The sequence below is a fragment of the uncultured Nocardioides sp. genome, from assembly GCF_947488025.1.
Taxonomy (GTDB): domain Bacteria; phylum Actinomycetota; class Actinomycetes; order Propionibacteriales; family Nocardioidaceae; genus Nocardioides.
In genome coordinates, this window is record NZ_CANKYS010000001.1 from 467,215 (window position 1) to 481,718 (window position 14,504).

14 protein-coding genes are annotated in these 14,504 nt (G+C 70.3%); 9 read left to right on the forward strand and 5 right to left on the reverse strand.

Features of this window, described 5'->3' with window-relative positions; all coding sequences use genetic code 11:
- Nucleotide 1: 1 nt before the first annotated feature.
- Nucleotides 2–679 carry a 50S ribosomal protein L3 gene (gene rplC / locus Q1B24_RS02165; RefSeq protein ID WP_299922725.1) on the reverse strand — a complete coding sequence of 226 codons (678 nt, stop codon included), beginning with the start codon at nucleotides 677–679 and terminating at the stop codon, nucleotides 2–4.
- A gap of 9 nt (nucleotides 680–688) precedes the next feature.
- Nucleotides 689–997, reverse strand: coding sequence for a 30S ribosomal protein S10 (rpsJ, locus tag Q1B24_RS02170; protein WP_008360994.1), 309 nt, complete (start codon nucleotides 995–997; stop codon nucleotides 689–691).
- A gap of 437 nt (nucleotides 998–1,434) precedes the next feature.
- On the opposite strand from rpsJ, the gene Q1B24_RS02175 reads away from it, so the two are divergent.
- Nucleotides 1,435–1,842 carry a hypothetical protein gene (locus Q1B24_RS02175; RefSeq protein WP_299922727.1) on the forward strand — a complete coding sequence of 136 codons (408 nt, stop codon included), beginning with the start codon at nucleotides 1,435–1,437 and terminating at the stop codon, nucleotides 1,840–1,842.
- Here the strand turns inward: Q1B24_RS02175 and Q1B24_RS02180 are convergent.
- Genes Q1B24_RS02180 through Q1B24_RS02190 form a run of 3 tightly spaced genes read right to left on the reverse strand, consistent with a single transcriptional unit; the run spans nucleotide 1,818 to nucleotide 4,436 of the window.
- Complete coding sequence (locus tag Q1B24_RS02180; RefSeq protein ID WP_299922729.1) at nucleotides 1,818–2,558, reverse strand: tRNA (guanosine(46)-N(7))-methyltransferase TrmB; 741 nt, start codon at nucleotides 2,556–2,558, stop codon at nucleotides 1,818–1,820. The genes Q1B24_RS02175 and Q1B24_RS02180 overlap by 25 nt on opposite strands.
- 43 nt (nucleotides 2,559–2,601) lie before the next feature.
- On the reverse strand, nucleotides 2,602–3,981 hold the full coding sequence (locus Q1B24_RS02185; protein WP_299922731.1) for an aspartate aminotransferase family protein: 1,380 nt from the start codon (nucleotides 3,979–3,981) through the stop codon (nucleotides 2,602–2,604).
- The gene (locus Q1B24_RS02190) at nucleotides 3,978–4,436 is read right to left on the reverse strand and encodes an Lrp/AsnC family transcriptional regulator (RefSeq protein WP_299922733.1); all 459 of its coding nucleotides are present in this window, start codon (nucleotides 4,434–4,436) and stop codon (nucleotides 3,978–3,980) included. Before Q1B24_RS02190 ends, Q1B24_RS02185 begins: the two co-directional genes overlap by 4 nt.
- 194 nt (nucleotides 4,437–4,630) lie before the next feature.
- Here Q1B24_RS02190 and Q1B24_RS02195 point away from each other — a divergent pair, with 194 nt between their 5' ends.
- Genes Q1B24_RS02195 through Q1B24_RS02230 form a run of 8 tightly spaced genes read left to right on the forward strand, consistent with a single transcriptional unit; the run spans nucleotide 4,631 to nucleotide 14,502 of the window.
- Complete coding sequence (locus Q1B24_RS02195; protein ID WP_299922735.1) at nucleotides 4,631–6,076, forward strand: gamma-aminobutyraldehyde dehydrogenase; 1,446 nt, start codon at nucleotides 4,631–4,633, stop codon at nucleotides 6,074–6,076.
- Between the two features lie 36 nt (nucleotides 6,077–6,112).
- The gene (locus Q1B24_RS02200; RefSeq protein ID WP_299922737.1) at nucleotides 6,113–7,363 is read left to right on the forward strand and encodes an extracellular solute-binding protein; all 1,251 of its coding nucleotides are present in this window, start codon (nucleotides 6,113–6,115) and stop codon (nucleotides 7,361–7,363) included.
- A 1-nt stretch (nucleotide 7,364) separates the two neighbouring features.
- A complete protein-coding gene (locus tag Q1B24_RS02205) occupies nucleotides 7,365–8,471 on the forward strand; it encodes an ABC transporter ATP-binding protein (protein WP_299922739.1) in 1,107 nt (368 codons plus the stop codon).
- Complete coding sequence (locus Q1B24_RS02210) at nucleotides 8,468–9,379, forward strand: ABC transporter permease (RefSeq protein WP_299922741.1); 912 nt, start codon at nucleotides 8,468–8,470, stop codon at nucleotides 9,377–9,379. Before Q1B24_RS02205 ends, Q1B24_RS02210 begins: the two co-directional genes overlap by 4 nt.
- Before the next feature lie 10 nt (nucleotides 9,380–9,389).
- The gene (locus tag Q1B24_RS02215; protein ID WP_299922743.1) at nucleotides 9,390–10,265 is read left to right on the forward strand and encodes an ABC transporter permease; all 876 of its coding nucleotides are present in this window, start codon (nucleotides 9,390–9,392) and stop codon (nucleotides 10,263–10,265) included.
- Between the two features lie 60 nt (nucleotides 10,266–10,325).
- Entirely contained in the window at nucleotides 10,326–11,687 is a 1,362-nt protein-coding gene (locus Q1B24_RS02220; RefSeq protein WP_299922746.1) for a saccharopine dehydrogenase C-terminal domain-containing protein, read from the forward strand.
- On the forward strand, nucleotides 11,687–13,048 hold the full coding sequence (gene gabT / locus Q1B24_RS02225; protein WP_299922748.1) for a 4-aminobutyrate--2-oxoglutarate transaminase: 1,362 nt from the start codon (nucleotides 11,687–11,689) through the stop codon (nucleotides 13,046–13,048). Before Q1B24_RS02220 ends, gabT begins: the two co-directional genes overlap by 1 nt.
- A complete protein-coding gene (locus tag Q1B24_RS02230) occupies nucleotides 13,048–14,502 on the forward strand; it encodes an NAD-dependent succinate-semialdehyde dehydrogenase (protein WP_299922750.1) in 1,455 nt (484 codons plus the stop codon). The genes gabT and Q1B24_RS02230 overlap by 1 nt, the downstream gene beginning before the upstream one ends.
- The last annotated feature ends 2 nt before the right edge of the window (nucleotides 14,503–14,504 follow it).

The window sequence follows — 14,504 nt, forward strand, 5'->3', positions numbered from 1 at the left end:
CTCAGGCCTCCTTGCCAGTAGCGGCGGAGTTCTTGGCGGCCGAGCGAAGGACGACGAGACCGTTCTTGGGGCCGGGAACGGCGCCCTTGACCAGGATCAGGCCCTTGTCGGCGTCGACGGCGTGCACCGTCAGGTTCTGGGTGGTGACCGTGTCGGTACCCATGCGGCCCGACATGCGGGTGCCCTTGAACACGCGACCCGGGGTGGCGCAGGCGCCGATGGAACCGGGCTTGCGGTGGTTGCGGTGCGCACCGTGCGAGGCGGAGACGCCGGAGAAGCCGTGACGCTTCATCGTTCCGGCGAAGCCCTTGCCCTTGCTGGTGCCGGTGACGTCGATCTCCTCGCCGGCGGCGAAGGTCTCGACGGTCAGCTCCTGGCCCACGGTGTAGCTCGCGGCGTCGGCCGTGCGGATCTCCGCGACGTGGCGACGCGGCGTGACGCCGGCCTTGGTGAAGTGACCGGCCTCGGGCGAGTTGACCTTGCGGGCCTCGATCTCGCCGAAGCCGACCTGGATGGCGTTGTAGCCGTCCACCTCGGGCTGGCGGACCTGGGTCACGACGTTGGTCGCGGCCGCGATCACGGTGACGGGGACGACCTTGTTGTTCTCGTCCCAGAGCTGGGTCATGCCGAGCTTGGTGCCCAGCAGCCCCTTCACGTTGCGTTCGAAAGTCTTAGCCATGTCGTCGCCTCAGAGCTTGATCTCGATGTCGACACCGGCAGGCAGATCGAGACGCATCAGCGAGTCGACGGTCTTCGGCGTCGGGTCGATGATGTCGATCAGGCGCTTGTGCGTGCGCATCTCGAAGTGCTCGCGGGAGTCCTTGTACTTGTGGGGCGAACGGATGACGCAGTACACGTTCTTCTCGGTCGGCAGCGGCACAGGGCCGGCGACCTTCGCACCCGTACGGGTGACGGTGTCCACGATCTTCCGCGCCGAGGTGTCGATCACCTCGTGGTCATAGGCCTTGAGCCTGATGCGGATCTTCTGTCCCGCCATAGGTCCCTGTCCTCTTCGATCTCGTACGCCTGGTCTGGTTTCGGCTCTCCGCCCCTGGTGGGCGGGTGCCGCCTGTCTCTCCTCCACCCTCCGACCCCCGCGGTCGGGCGTGTCGCGCTGCCAACTGAAACTGATCTGGCTCGTGACACGACCCCGAGGGGAAGCGGTGATGCTCTGGGTGGCACCCGACGGTTGTCGGATCTGGTCGGGTCTCCGATCACCATGTGACCTGGCGCGGTGCACGCAGACGACTGGCTCGATCAAGGAGACGCGATTCAGAAGTCAAGGTGTGTGCCGCACCCCGGCGACCCGCCGGAGCAACCGGAACATCTTGACAGACCGGACGCGCCCACGCCAAATCGCACACGTCCGGCTCGATCGGCGGCCCGGGCCGAAGGCCTCTTGCCCCGCCCCGGAGGCCGACCTACCGTCGACGGATGGCCGGCCCGGTCGCGCTCCTGCTCTGCACCCTGATGCTGGGTGCGGCGGTGGGGCTGGCCCTCTACCAGGCCGAGCTGGGCAGGGTGGTGCGCGGCGTGCGCACCCGCCTCTCTCCTCCCCCCGCCAGGCCGTCGGCCCCGTCGATCGAGCAGCTCGCGGCGTCCCTGCGGCGGGTGCGGCGCGAGGTCGTCTCCCCCGTGCCCGGGACCCCGATGGCGCGCCGGCGCGGCACCGTGGCGGCGTACGACGACCTGCTGGCGCTGGCAGCACGCGCGCTCGGGGTGCCGGACCTGCTCACCGGCATGCGCGAGGGCGCCGACCGCGACGCCGAGCGACTGCGGCTCGAGCACCTCCTCCGCGGCGCCGGCCTGGTGCTCGATCAACCGCGGTCGGACCGCCGGTAGCAGAAGTCGGCGATGTCGCGGCCGACGTCGCGGCCCTTCCGCTCGAAGCGGGTGACCGGCCGCTCCTCCCACCGCTCGACGCGGCCGCCCTCGAGGGTCGGCTCCGCGTCGAGCACCTCGCGCATCTGGTCGGCGTAGTCCCCCCAGTCGGTGGCCAGTCGCCACGCGCCACCGGGCACCAGTCGCGACGAGGCGAGCGCGGCGTTGGCGGGGTTCACCAGCCGCCGCTTGCGGTGCTTGGTCTTGCGCCACGGGTCGGGGAAGAAGGTCCAGATCTCGGCGAGGCTGGCCGGGCCGAGGAGGTTCTCGAGGGTCCAGACGGCGTCGACGGAGCAGAAGCGCACGTTGTCGGCACCTGCCTCCGCGACGCGCCACAGCGAGTCGGCGATGCCGGGGAGCCACACCTCGAGCCCGAGCACGTTGTGGTCAGGACGCGCGGCAGCGAGCACCGACGTGGCCTCACCGATGCCCGGGCCGATCTCGACGATCAGGGGCGCCTCGCGACCGAACCACTCCGCGAGCGAGAACCCCGGGCGGTCGACGGCCTCCTCGGGGATCACCCAGTCGGCGTGGTGGGCGGCCCACGACTCGGCCTGGCGCGGCGTGAAGCGGCTGCCCCGCCGCGAGTAGGTGAGCACCTCCCGCATCCGGCGCCCGTCCGCGGTGAGCTTGTGGTGCGGGCGGGCGGGGCGTACGACGTCGTTCACGAGGTCCATCCTCCCCGCTCCCCCGGTTCGGACGCACATCTGCGCCGACGGGTCAGAGGTGCTCGAGCGCGCCCGTGAGCACCGAGCGCAGCCGCTGCTCGATGTCGTCGAACTCGGGCTGGCCGATGATGAGCGGCGGCGCGAGCTGGATCACCGGGTCGCCGCGGTCGTCGGCCCGGCAGTAGAGGCCGGCCTCCCACAGCGCACCGGAGAGGTAGCCGCGCAGCAGCCGCTCGGACTCCGCGTCGTCGAACGTCTCCTTGGTCTCGCGGTCCTTGACCAGCTCGATGCCGTAGAAGTAGCCGTGCCCGCGCACGTCGCCGACGATCGGGATGTCGAGCAGCTTCTCCAGGGTCGCCCGGAACGCGGGGGCGTTCTGCTGGACGTGGTCGGTGAGGCCCTCCCGCTCGAAGATGTCGAGGTTGGCCATCGCCACCGCCGACGAGACCGGGTGGCCGCCGAAGGTGTAGCCGTGCGCGTAGGCCGTCGCGCCCTGCTTGAAAGGCTCGAACAGCCGGTCGCTGGCGATCATCGCGCCGATGGGCGAGTAGCCCGAGGTCATGCCCTTGGCGCAGGTGATGATGTCAGGTTGGTAGCCGAACTCGGTCGCACCGAACATCTCCCCCACCCGGCCGAACGCACAGATCACCTCGTCGGAGACGAGCAGGACGTCGTACTCGTCGCAGATCTCCCGGACCCGCTCGAAGTAGCCGGGCGGCGGCGGGAAGCAGCCGCCGGCGTTCTGGACCGGCTCGAGGAACACGGCCGCCACGGTGTCGGGGCCCTCGAACTCGATGGCCTCGGCGATCCGGTCGGCCGCCCAGCGGCCGAACGCCTTCTCGTCGTCGCCGACATAGTCCGGACGCCGGTAGAAGTTGGTGTTGGGCACCTTGTGGGCACCCGGGACCAGCGGCTCGAACATCTCCTTCAGCGGCGGGATGCCCGTGATGGACAGCGCGCCCTGCGGGGTGCCGTGGTAGGCGACGGCACGGGAGATGACCTTGTGCTTGTTGGGCCTGCCGGTGAGCTTGTAGTACTGCTTGGCGAGCTTCCAGGCCGACTCGACCGCCTCGCCGCCGCCGGTGGTGAAGAAGACGCGGTTGAGGTCGCCGGGGGCCATCGCCGCGATCCGGTCGGCCAGCTCGACGGCACGCGGGTGCGCGAACGACCAGAGCGGGAAGAACGCGAGCTCCTTCGCCTGCCTGGCGGCCGCCTCGGCGAGCTCCTCGCGGCCGTGGCCGACCTGGACGACGAACAGGCCGGCGAGGCCGTCGATGTACTCGCGTCCGTGGCTGTCCCAGATCTTGTGGCCCTCGCCCCGCACGATCAGCGGCATCTCGCCGCCGTTCTCGTAGGTCGAGTGCCGCGTGAAGTGCAACCAGAGGTGGTCGCGCCCGGCGGCCTGGTAGTCGAACGACTGGTCGATGCTCATCGTGTACCCCAGTTGTAGTGCTGCTTGTTGAGCTTGAGGTAGACGAACGTCTCCGAGGAGACGACGCCCTCGAGCTCTCGGACCTGACGGATGACGTCGAGCAGGTGCGGGTCGTCCTCGCACACCACCTCGACGAGGAGGTCGAAGCTGCCCGCGGTGGTGACCACGTAGTCGACCTCGGGCACGGCGGCGAGCCGGTCGCCCACCTTCATCGGGTCGCCCTCGGTGCGGACCCCGATCATGGCCTGGCGCGTGAAGCCGACCTGCGTGGGATCGGTGACAGCGACGACCTGCATCACCTCGGAGTCCAGCAGCTTCTGGACCCGCGCGCGGGCCGCGGCCTCGGAGAGGCCCACCGCCTTCGCGATGGCGGCGTACGAGATCCGGCCGTCCTCCTGGAGCAGCTCGATGATGCGCTTGGCGGTCGCGTCGAGCCGCACGGTCCCCTCACCCACGCCCGTCCCCGCTTCGCTCGCTCATGGCGCCCATCGTGGTGCCCGAACCGGCGGTCCGCAAGTCATCGAGCGCGGAATCCGCATTTCGCGGCTGTTAATTCTGCGATTCCCGCACAATCTTCGGCAACAACTATGGCGATGGCCGCCCCACCCGTCCTAGTCTCCCCTCACTGCACCCGACCGGGAGGACCCCCGTGACCAGCCCACGCACGCTGCGCAACTTCATCGGTGGCACGTACGTCGACGGCGGCGCCGGCGCCACGAGCGACGTCGTCGACCCGACGACCGGCCAGGTGGTCGCCCACGCCCCCGTGAGCGGCGCGGAGGAGGTCGACGCGGCCTACGAGGCGGCCGGGCGAGCCTTCGGCGAGTGGGGTCGTACGACGCCCTCCGAGCGGCAGCAGGCGCTCCTGGGCATCGCCGGCGCCATCGAGTCGCACGCCGAGGAGCTGATCGCCCTCGAGTCGGCCAACACCGGCAAGATCAAGGCGCTCACCGCGAGCGAGGAGATCCCGCCGATGGTGGACCAGCTGCGCTTCTTCGCCGGCGCGGCGCGGGTGCTGGAGGGCAAGGCCGCGGGCGAGTACATGGCCGGCCACACCTCGTGGATCCGGCGCGAGCCGATCGGCGTCGTCGGCCAGGTGACGCCGTGGAACTACCCGCTCCTCATGGCGGTGTGGAAGATCGGCCCGGCCCTGGCGGCCGGCAACACCGTGGTCCTCAAGCCGAGCGACACCACGCCGGAGAGCACCCTGCGGCTGGCCGAGATCGCCGCGGAGCACCTGCCCGCGGGCACGCTCAACGTGGTGACCGGCGACCGCGAGACCGGACGCCTCCTCGTCGAGCACCCGACGCCGGGACTGGTGGCGATCACCGGGTCCGTCCGAGCCGGGGCCGAGGTCGCGGCGAGCGCCGCACCCCAGGTCAAGCGGGTGCACCTCGAGCTGGGCGGCAAGGCGCCGGTCGTGGTCTTCGACGACGCCGACATCGAGGCCGCGGTCGAGGGGATCGCGATCGCCGGCTACTTCAACGCCGGGCAGGACTGCACCGCGGCCACGCGGGTCCTCGTCGCCCCGGGCATCCACGACGACTTCGTCGCCGCGCTCGCCGACTACGCGAAGGGGTCGGCCCCGGTGGGCCTGCCCGACGACGAGGACGCCCTCTTCGGCCCCGTCAACAACGCGACCCAGTTGGCCCGGGTGAGCGGGTTCATCGAGAACCTGCCGGCCCACGCGACCGTGTCCGCCGGTGGCAACCGGCGTACGGACCTCGGCGACGGCTACTTCCTCGAGTCGACCGTCCTCTCCGGGCTGCGGCAGGACGACGAGGCGATCCAGAACGAGATCTTCGGACCCGTCATCACGGTGCAGCGCTTCACCGACGAGGAGGAGGCGGTCCGCTGGGCCAACGGCGTCGACTACGGCCTCGCGTCGTCGGTGTGGACCAGGGACTTCGGCCGGGCGATGCGCATGTCGAAGGCGCTCGACTTCGGGTGCGTGTGGATCAACACCCACATCCCCCTCGTCGCGGAGATGCCGCACGGTGGCTACAAGAAGTCCGGCTACGGCAAGGACCTCTCGATGTACGGCTTCGAGGACTACACCCGCATCAAGCACGTCATGGCCAACATTGAGATCTAGAGGGCGAGAGCCGAGCGACGCGGAGGAGATGCACTGATGACACCCATCCCGAGGCGGCGGCGACCCCTGTCCCCACCGGCCGCTGCGCTGACGGCAGCAGCCGGCGGCGGACTGAGTCGTCGGGCCCTGCTCGGCACCGGCGTCGCCGCCGGCGCCGGCCTGGCGCTCAGCGGGTGCGCCCCGCCCGAGCCGCCGGCGGCGAGCGGGCTCGCCGCGCTCGACCTCCCCACCGACGTCTCCGACACCGAGAAGACCCTCCAGTGGGCCAACTGGACGGCCTACCTCGACATGAACGGCAAGGAGACGACGTCCCCGACCCTGGACGCGTTCCGGGAGCAGAGCGGCCTCGACGTCGGCTACTTCGAGGAGATCGACGACAACGACTCCTACTACGCCAAGGTCGGCCCCCAGCTGCGTGCCGGCCAGGACATCGACCGCGACATCATCACCCTGACCGACTGGATGGCGGCCCGGCTCATCCGCGACCAGGTCGTCCAGCCGCTGGAGCTCATCCAGATGCCCAACGTGGTCAACAACCTCCTGCAGCCGCTCAAGGACGCCTCCTTCGACCCCGGCCGGCTCCACTCGATCACGTGGCAGAGCGGCTTCGCGGGCATCGGCTACAACCGGGAGAAGGTCGGTCGTGAGCTCAAGTCGCTCGACGACCTGTGGACCGACGACCTCAAGGGAAAAATCGTGGTGCTCTCGGAGTTCCGCGACACGGCCGGCCTGGTCATGCAGTCCCAGGGCGTCGACATCGAGAGCGACTGGGGCCAGGCGGAGTTCGAGAAGGCGCTCGACTTCATCGAGCAGAAGATCGACGAGGGCTACATCCGCAAGGTGAAGGGCAACTCCTACATGGAGGACCTCACCAGCGGCAACGCGGTCGCGGGCATCACGTGGAGCGGCGACATCTTCGTCCTCGCCTACGACACCGAGGACCCCAGCTGGACCTTCACCCTGCCCGAGTCGGGCGGCACGCTGTGGTCGGACAACATGATGGTCCCCATCACCTCGACCCACCGCAGGAACGCCCAGCGGCTGATGGACTACTACTACGACCCGGCCGTCGCGGCGCAGGTGGCCGCGTGGGTCAACTACGTGTGCCCCGTCGAGGGCGCCCAGGCCGAGATGGAGAAGATCGACCCCGAGCTCGCCGAGAGCCCGTGGATCTTCCCCACCGCCGACTTCATCGCCGACAACAACGTCCAGCAGTTCCGGGTGCTCGACGCGGACGAGGACATCCTGTACGCCGACCTGTGGTCCACGAAGGTGATGGGGAACTGACATGGCCGGATTCCGCGAGGCGCGAGGCGACCTCCAGCTCGAGAGCGTGACCAAGACCTTCGGCGACTTCACCGCCGTCGACGACATCGACCTGACCGTCCCGCGCGGCTCGTTCTTCGCGCTGCTCGGGCCCTCGGGCTGCGGCAAGACCACCACCCTGCGGATGGTCGCGGGCCTCGAGCAGCCCACCGCCGGGCGGGTGCGGATCGGCGACACCGACCTCACCGGGTCGCGGCCCTACGAGCGGCCGGTCAACACCGTCTTCCAGTCCTACGCCCTGTTCCCCCACCTGACCATCCACGACAACGTCGCGTTCGGGCCGAAGCGTCGCAAGGACAAGGACGCGGCGCAGCGGGCCGACGACGCCCTCGAGCTGGTGCAGATGACGTCCTTCGCGGCCCGCAAGCCCGCGCAGCTCTCGGGCGGGCAGCAGCAGCGCGTGGCGCTGGCCCGGGCACTGGTCAACCACCCCGAGGTGCTGCTGCTCGACGAGCCGCTGGGCGCCCTCGACCTCAAGCTGCGACGCGAGATGCAGGTCGAGCTCAAGCGCATCCAGACCGAGGTGGGCCTGACCTTCATCCACGTCACCCACGACCAGGAGGAGGCCATGACCATGGCCGACACGGTCGCGGTGATGAACCGGGGCCGCATCGAGCAGCTCGGTCCTCCCGCCGAGCTCTACGACCTCCCCCGCACGCGATTCGTGGCCAACTTCCTCGGCCAGGCCAACACCGGGGTCGGCACGATCGAGGGCCGCGACGGCGACCACCTGGTGGCCGACGTCCTCGGCACCAAGGTCAAGGTCCTCGAGGCGCGCTCGCAGGTGCACGACGGCGAGATGATGTTCGGCGTACGTCCCGAGAAGGTGACGGTCTCGCGCAAGCAGCCCGACGGCGTCGGCAACGACGTGAAGGGCGTGGTGCGCGACGTGTCGTTTCTCGGGGTGGCGACCAGCTATCTCGTCGACATGCCCAGCGGCACCACGTGGAGCTGCTACGAGCAGAACCTCGACGTCGAGCCGCTCGACCTCCGACCCGGTGACGATGTCTGGCTGACCTGGAACCCCGGCCACGCGTTCGGGGTGCCGGTGGAGGAGATCGCCGTATGAGCGCCCTGGCCCACGTGGCCGGCGACCCGGCGGTGGCTCCGCCTCCCCCGGCGCCGGAGACGAAGAAGCGCGGCTGGACGGCGTACCTCCTGCTGCTGCCGGGGGTGCTGTGGCTCGGCGTCTTCTTCATCCTGCCGCTCGTGCAGCTGGCGTCGGTCAGCCTGCAGAGCCGCTACCCGGGCTTCCCCGGCTACTACTACCGCGACCTGAACTTCGAGAACTACGTCAGCGCCCTGACCGACTACGCGCCGCACTTCGCGCGCTCGTTCCTCTACGCCGGCCTGGCGACGTTCTTCGCCTTCGTCGTGGCCTACCCGTTGGCCTACGCGATGGCGTTCAAGGTCGGCCGCTGGCGCAACCTGATGCTGATCTGCGTCATCGCGCCGTTCTTCACCTCGTTCATCCTGCGCACGTTCGCCTGGTCGCAGATCCTCGCCGACGAGGGTCCCGTCGCGGCGGTGCTCAACTTCCTGCACCTGCTGCCCGGCGGCAACATCATCAACACGCCGCTGGCCGTGATCGCCGGTCTCACCTACAACTTCCTGCCGTTCATGGTGCTGCCGATCTACGCCTCGCTCGAGCGGGCCGACCCGCGGGTGATCGAGGCCGGGGGCGACCTCTACGCCAACGGCTTCACGACCTTCCGCACGGTGACCCTGCCCATGTCGATGCCCGGCGTGCTCGCCGGGACGCTGCTGACGTTCATCCCGGCGGCCGGCGACTTCGTCAACATGGAGCTGCTCGGTCCCCAGCGCGGGAAGATGGTCGGCAACGTCATCAACGACCAGTTCCTCGCCGTCCCGGGCGGATACCCGGTGGCCGCGGCCCTGTCGTTCACGCTCATGGCCGCGATCCTGGTGATGGTCTTCCTCTACGTACGCCGCTTCGGCACCGAGGAGCTGGTGTGACGTGGCCACGATGACCCCCCCGACGACGACGCCGGCCCCGCCGGCCGACCGCTCGCCCGCCTACCGGCCCTCGAGCGCCAAGCGGGTCCAGCTGTGGCTGGCCAACCACTTCGCGGTCCTCACGGCCGTCCTGGTGCTCCTCTACCTCTTCCTGCCTGTCGCCTACACGTTCGCGTTCTCCTTCAACGACCACGGCAAGACCAACATCGTGTGGCAGGGCTTCACCTGGGAGCACTGGCAGGACCCCTGCGGCGTGCCGGGTGTCTGCGAGTCGCTGGTCACCTCGCTGCAGGTCGGCGTGATCTCCACCGTCGTCGCCACGGTCCTCGGCACGCTCATGGCGCTGGCCATGGTCCGCTACCGCTTCCGCGGCAAGGCTGCGAGCAACCTGCTGATCTTCGTGCCGATGGCCACCCCCGAGATCGTCATGGGCGCGGCGCTGCTGACGATCTTCGTGCAGGGCTTCGCCAACATCGGCATCAACCTCGGCTTCACGACGATCGTCTTCGCCCACATCATGTTCTGCCTGAGCTTCGTGGTCGTCACCGTCAGGGCCCGCATCCAGTCCCTCGACCCCCGGATCGAGGAGGCCGCGCAGGACCTCTACGCCAGCCCGATGCAGACCTTCTGGAAGGTCACCTTCCCGCTGATCCTGCCCGGCATCGCGGGCGCCGCGATGCTCGCCTTCTCGCTGTCCTTCGACGACTTCATCATCACGAACTTCGTCTCCGGCAACGAGGCGACGTTCCCCAAGTTCGTCTACGTCGCCTCCCGCCGGGGCATCCCGGCCGAGGCCAACGTCATCGGCTTCTCGATGTTCGTGATCGCCGTGCTCCTCGTCGTGGGTGCGCAGGTCGTGAGCTCGCTCCGGGCCTCCAAGAAGTGACCCCCTGCCCCGCACACCGACCTGACCGACCTGACAGACCTGACAGAGAAGAGACGACGAGTGCCTGAGCCGATGCGTGTGCTGATGGTCGGGGCCGGCGGGGTCGGTGACGCCGCCGCCCGGATCGCGGTGGAGCGCGACTTCTTCGAGGCCTGGGTGGTGGCCGACTACGACCTCGCCCGGGCCGAGCGCACCGTCGCCGCGGCGCGCGGACGCCGTACGGGCGAGGAGCGCTTCACCGCCGCGCAGGTCGACGCCTCCGACACCGAGGCGGTGACGGCGCTCGCCCGGCAGGTCCGCGCCACCCACGTCTTCAACGCGGTGGACCCCCGCTTCGTGATGCCGATCTTCACCGGCGCGCTGGCCGCGGACGCCGACTACCTCGACATGGCGATGAGCCTGTCGGTGCGCCACCCCGACGTCCCCTACGAGGAGGTCGGGGTCAAGCTCGGCGACGAGCAGTTCGCCCGGGCCGGCGAGTGGGAGGCCGCCGGCCGCCTGGCGCTGCTCGGCATCGGCGTCGAGCCGGGGCTCTCCGACGTGTTCGCGCGCTACGCCGCCGACGAGCTCTTCGACCACATCGACGAGCTCGGCACCCGCGACGGCGCCAACCTCGTCATCCGCGACGACGACGGCAACGAGGTATTCGCGCCCGGCTTCTCGATGTGGACGATCATCGAGGAGTGCCTCAACCCGCCGGTCGTGTGGGAGCGGGAGCGGGCCGGCGGCGACCTCGAGAAGGGGTTCTTCACCCTGCCGCCCTTCTCCGAGCCCGAGGTCTTCGACTTCCCCGAGGGGATCGGACCGGTCGAGTGCGTCCACGTCGAGCACGAGGAGGTCCTCCTGATGCCGCGCTGGGTCGAGGCCGACCGGGTCACCTTCAAGTACGGCCTCGGCGAGGAGATGATCGCGATCCTCCGCACCCTCCACACGCTCGGCCTCGACTCGACCGAGCCCGTCTCGGTCAAGGGCGTGGAGGTCTCGCCCCGCGACGTGGTCGCGGCCTGCCTGCCCGACCCCGCGACCATCGGTCCGCGGATGGAGGGCAAGACGTGCGCCGGGCTCTTCGTGACCGGCACCGGCAAGGACGGCGCGCCGCGGTCGACGTACCTCTACCACGTCGTGGACAACGCCGACTCGATGCGCGACTACGGCGCCCAGTGCGTGGTCTGGCAGACCGCGATCAACCCCGTCGTCGCGCTGGAGCTGCTGGCCGACGGGACCTGGTCGGGCAGCGGCGTCCTCGGCCCCGAGGCGCTGCCTCCGAAGCCCTTCCTCGACCTCCTCGCCGCACCCAAGCCCGACGGGTACGGATCCCCGTGGGGCCTCGAGGACAGAACACCCCACGACGTTCTTCTCCCCCGCTCCGCTCCTCCGAACAACGCCGCAGGGACCCCGAAGGACCGGACCAAGGACCACTGATGACCCTCTCCCAGCAACGCATCCTCGCCACCGAGATCCCCGGCCCGCGCTCGCAGGCCCTCCAGGCCCGCAAGGTGGCGGCCGTCTCGGCCGGCGTCGGCACGACCCTGCCGGTCTACGTCGAGCAGGCGGGCGGCGGGATCCTCCGCGACGTCGACGGCAACCAGCTCATCGACTTCGGCTCGGGCATCGCCGTCACCACGGTCGGCAACGCCGCCCCGCGGGTGGTCGAGGCGGTGCAGCGGCAGGTCGCCGACTTCACCCACACCTGCTTCATGGTCACGCCCTACGAAGAGTACGTCGCGGTGTGCGAGAAGCTCGCGACGCTCACCCCCGGCGACCACGAGAAGCGCTCGGCGCTCTTCAACTCGGGCGCCGAGGCCGTCGAGAACGCGGTGAAGGTCGCGCGCCACCACACCGGTCGCGACGCGATCGTGGTGTTCGACCACGCCTACCACGGCCGCACCAACCTGACCATGGCGCTGACCGCGAAGAACATGCCCTACAAGCACCGCTTCGGGCCGTTCGCCGGCGAGGTCTACCGCGCGCCGATGGCCTACCCCTACCGCTGGCCCGGCGGCGCGGACGCCTGTGCCGAGGAGGCCTTCGACGCGTTCGTCGCCACGGTGCACACGCAGGTGGGCGAGGCGAACTGCGCGGCCGTGCTCATCGAGCCGATCCAGGGCGAGGGTGGCTTCATCGTCCCGCCCCCGGGCTGGCTGCCGCGGGTCGCCGAGTGGTGTCGCGAGCAGGACATCCTGCTCATCGCCGACGAGATCCAGACCGGCTTCGCGCGCACCGGCGACTGGTTCGCCTGCGACCACGAGGGCGTCGTGCCTGACCTGGTGACCACGGCGAAGGGCATGGCCGGCGGCCTGCCGCTCGCCGCCGTGACCGGTCGCGCGGAGGTGATGGACTCCGTCCACGTCGGCGGTCTGGGCGGCACCTACGGCGGCAACCCGGTCGCCTGCGCGGCCGCGCTCGCCGCGATCGAGACCATGGACGCCGAGGACCTGCCGGCCCGGGCGCGGCAGGTCGAGGCCGCCTTCCTGCCCCGGCTCCGCGCACTCGCCGAGCGGCACCCCGACCGGGTGGGCGACATCCGCGGGCGGGGCGCCATGCTGGCGGTCGAGCTGGTCAGCGACGGCCCGGGACGTACGCCGGACCCGGCGCTCGCCGCGGCCGTCCACCGGGCCTGCTCCGCGGACGGGCTGGTCACGCTCACCTGCGGCACCTTCGGCAACGTGTTCCGGTTCCTGCCGCCGCTCGCGATCGGCGACGACCTGCTCGCCGAGGGGCTCGACGTCTTCGAGGCCGCCTTCGACGCGGCGGTCGACGGCACCAGTGGCAAGGTGGGGTGATGGCTGACAACACCGTGCTCGAGACCGTCCCGACCCGGCTGCTCATCGGCGGAGCGTGGGTCGACGCCACCGGCGGCGGCACCTTCGAGGTGCACAACCCTGCCGACGCCGGCGTCCTGACCCGGGTCGCCGACGCGACCCCCGCCGACGGCGAGCGCGCGCTGGCCGCCGCTGCAGCCGCCCAGCAGGAGTGGCGCGCCACGGAGCCGCGCGCCCGCGGCGAGATCCTGCGCAAGGCCTTCGAGCTGCTGACCGAGCGTGCCGACGACTTCGCCCGGCTGATGACCCTCGAGATGGGCAAGACGCTCGCCGAGGCGAAGGGCGAGGTGACCTACGGCGCCGAGTTCTTCCGGTGGTTCTCCGAGGAGGCCGTGCGCATCCACGGGCGCTACTCCCCCGCGCCCTCCGGCAGCACCCGGCTGATCACCATGAAGGGCCCCGTCGGCCCGACGCTGATGATCACGCCCTGGAACTTCCCGCTCGCCATGGGGACGCGCAAGATCGGTCCGGCCATCGCCGCCGGGTGCACCATGGTGGTCAAGCCCGCCGCCGAGACGCCGCTGACGATGCTCGCCCTCGCCGCGCTGCTCGAGGAGGTCGGCCTGCCGGCCGGCGTGCTCAACGTCATCACCACCACCGACTCCGGCGGGGTCTGCGAGCCCATCATCACCGACCCCCGCCTGCGCAAGCTCACCTTCACCGGGTCGACGGCGGTGGGCAAGAAGCTCGTCGCCCAGGCCTCCGACCAGCTGCTGCGGGTCTCGATGGAGCTCGGCGGCAACGCCCCGTTCCTCGTCTTCGAGGACGCCGACCTCGACGCTGCGGTGGACGGCGCGATGCTCGCCAAGATGCGCAACATCGGCGAGGCGTGCACCTCGGCCAACCGGTTCCTGGTGCACGAGTCGGTCGCGGAGGAGTTCTCCCGCCGGTTCGCCGAGCGGATGGGCGCACTGAGGGTCGGCGACGGCACCGAGGACGGTGTCGACGTCGGACCGCTGATCACCGACAAGGCGCGGGCGGGTGTCCACGAGCTGGTCGACGATGCCGTGTCCGCCGGGGCCCGTGCGCTCGTCGGCGGCGAGGTCCCCGCAGGGGCGGGCCACTTCTACCCGCCGACCGTGCTGGTCGACGTACCCTCGAGCGCCCGGGTGTTCCGCGAGGAGATCTTCGGCCCCGTCGCCCCGGTCTCGACCTTCGCCGACGAGGAGGAGGCGCTGCAGCGGGCCAACGACACCGAGTACGGCCTCGTCGCCTACGTCTTCACCCGCGACCACGCCCGCGTGCTGCGGGTCAGCGAGGCGTTGGAGTTCGGGATGGTCGGCGTGAACACCGGCATCGTGTCCAACCCGGCGGCTCCCTTCGGTGGCGTGAAGCACTCCGGCTTCGGCCGCGAGGGTGGCTTCGAGGGCATCGAGGAGTACCTCGAGACCAAGTACGTCGGCAGCGCGCTGTGAGC

Excerpts from the sequence above, each read along its gene's own strand:
- rplC (WP_299922725.1), bottom strand. The coding sequence starts at position 679 with ATGGCTAAGACTTTCGAACGCAACGTGAAGGGGCTGCTGGGCACCAAG.
- rpsJ (WP_008360994.1), bottom strand. The coding sequence starts at position 997 with ATGGCGGGACAGAAGATCCGCATCAGGCTCAAGGCCTATGACCACGAG.
- Q1B24_RS02175 (WP_299922727.1), top strand. The coding sequence starts at position 1,435 with ATGGCCGGCCCGGTCGCGCTCCTGCTCTGCACCCTGATGCTGGGTGCG.
- Q1B24_RS02180 (WP_299922729.1), bottom strand. The coding sequence starts at position 2,558 with ATGGACCTCGTGAACGACGTCGTACGCCCCGCCCGCCCGCACCACAAG.
- Q1B24_RS02185 (WP_299922731.1), bottom strand. The coding sequence starts at position 3,981 with ATGAGCATCGACCAGTCGTTCGACTACCAGGCCGCCGGGCGCGACCAC.
- Q1B24_RS02200 (WP_299922737.1), top strand. The coding sequence starts at position 6,113 with ATGACACCCATCCCGAGGCGGCGGCGACCCCTGTCCCCACCGGCCGCT.
- Q1B24_RS02205 (WP_299922739.1), top strand. The coding sequence starts at position 7,365 with ATGGCCGGATTCCGCGAGGCGCGAGGCGACCTCCAGCTCGAGAGCGTG.
- Q1B24_RS02210 (WP_299922741.1), top strand. The coding sequence starts at position 8,468 with ATGAGCGCCCTGGCCCACGTGGCCGGCGACCCGGCGGTGGCTCCGCCT.
- Q1B24_RS02215 (WP_299922743.1), top strand. The coding sequence starts at position 9,390 with ATGACCCCCCCGACGACGACGCCGGCCCCGCCGGCCGACCGCTCGCCC.
- gabT (WP_299922748.1), top strand. The coding sequence starts at position 11,687 with ATGACCCTCTCCCAGCAACGCATCCTCGCCACCGAGATCCCCGGCCCG.
- Q1B24_RS02230 (WP_299922750.1), top strand. The coding sequence starts at position 13,048 with ATGGCTGACAACACCGTGCTCGAGACCGTCCCGACCCGGCTGCTCATC.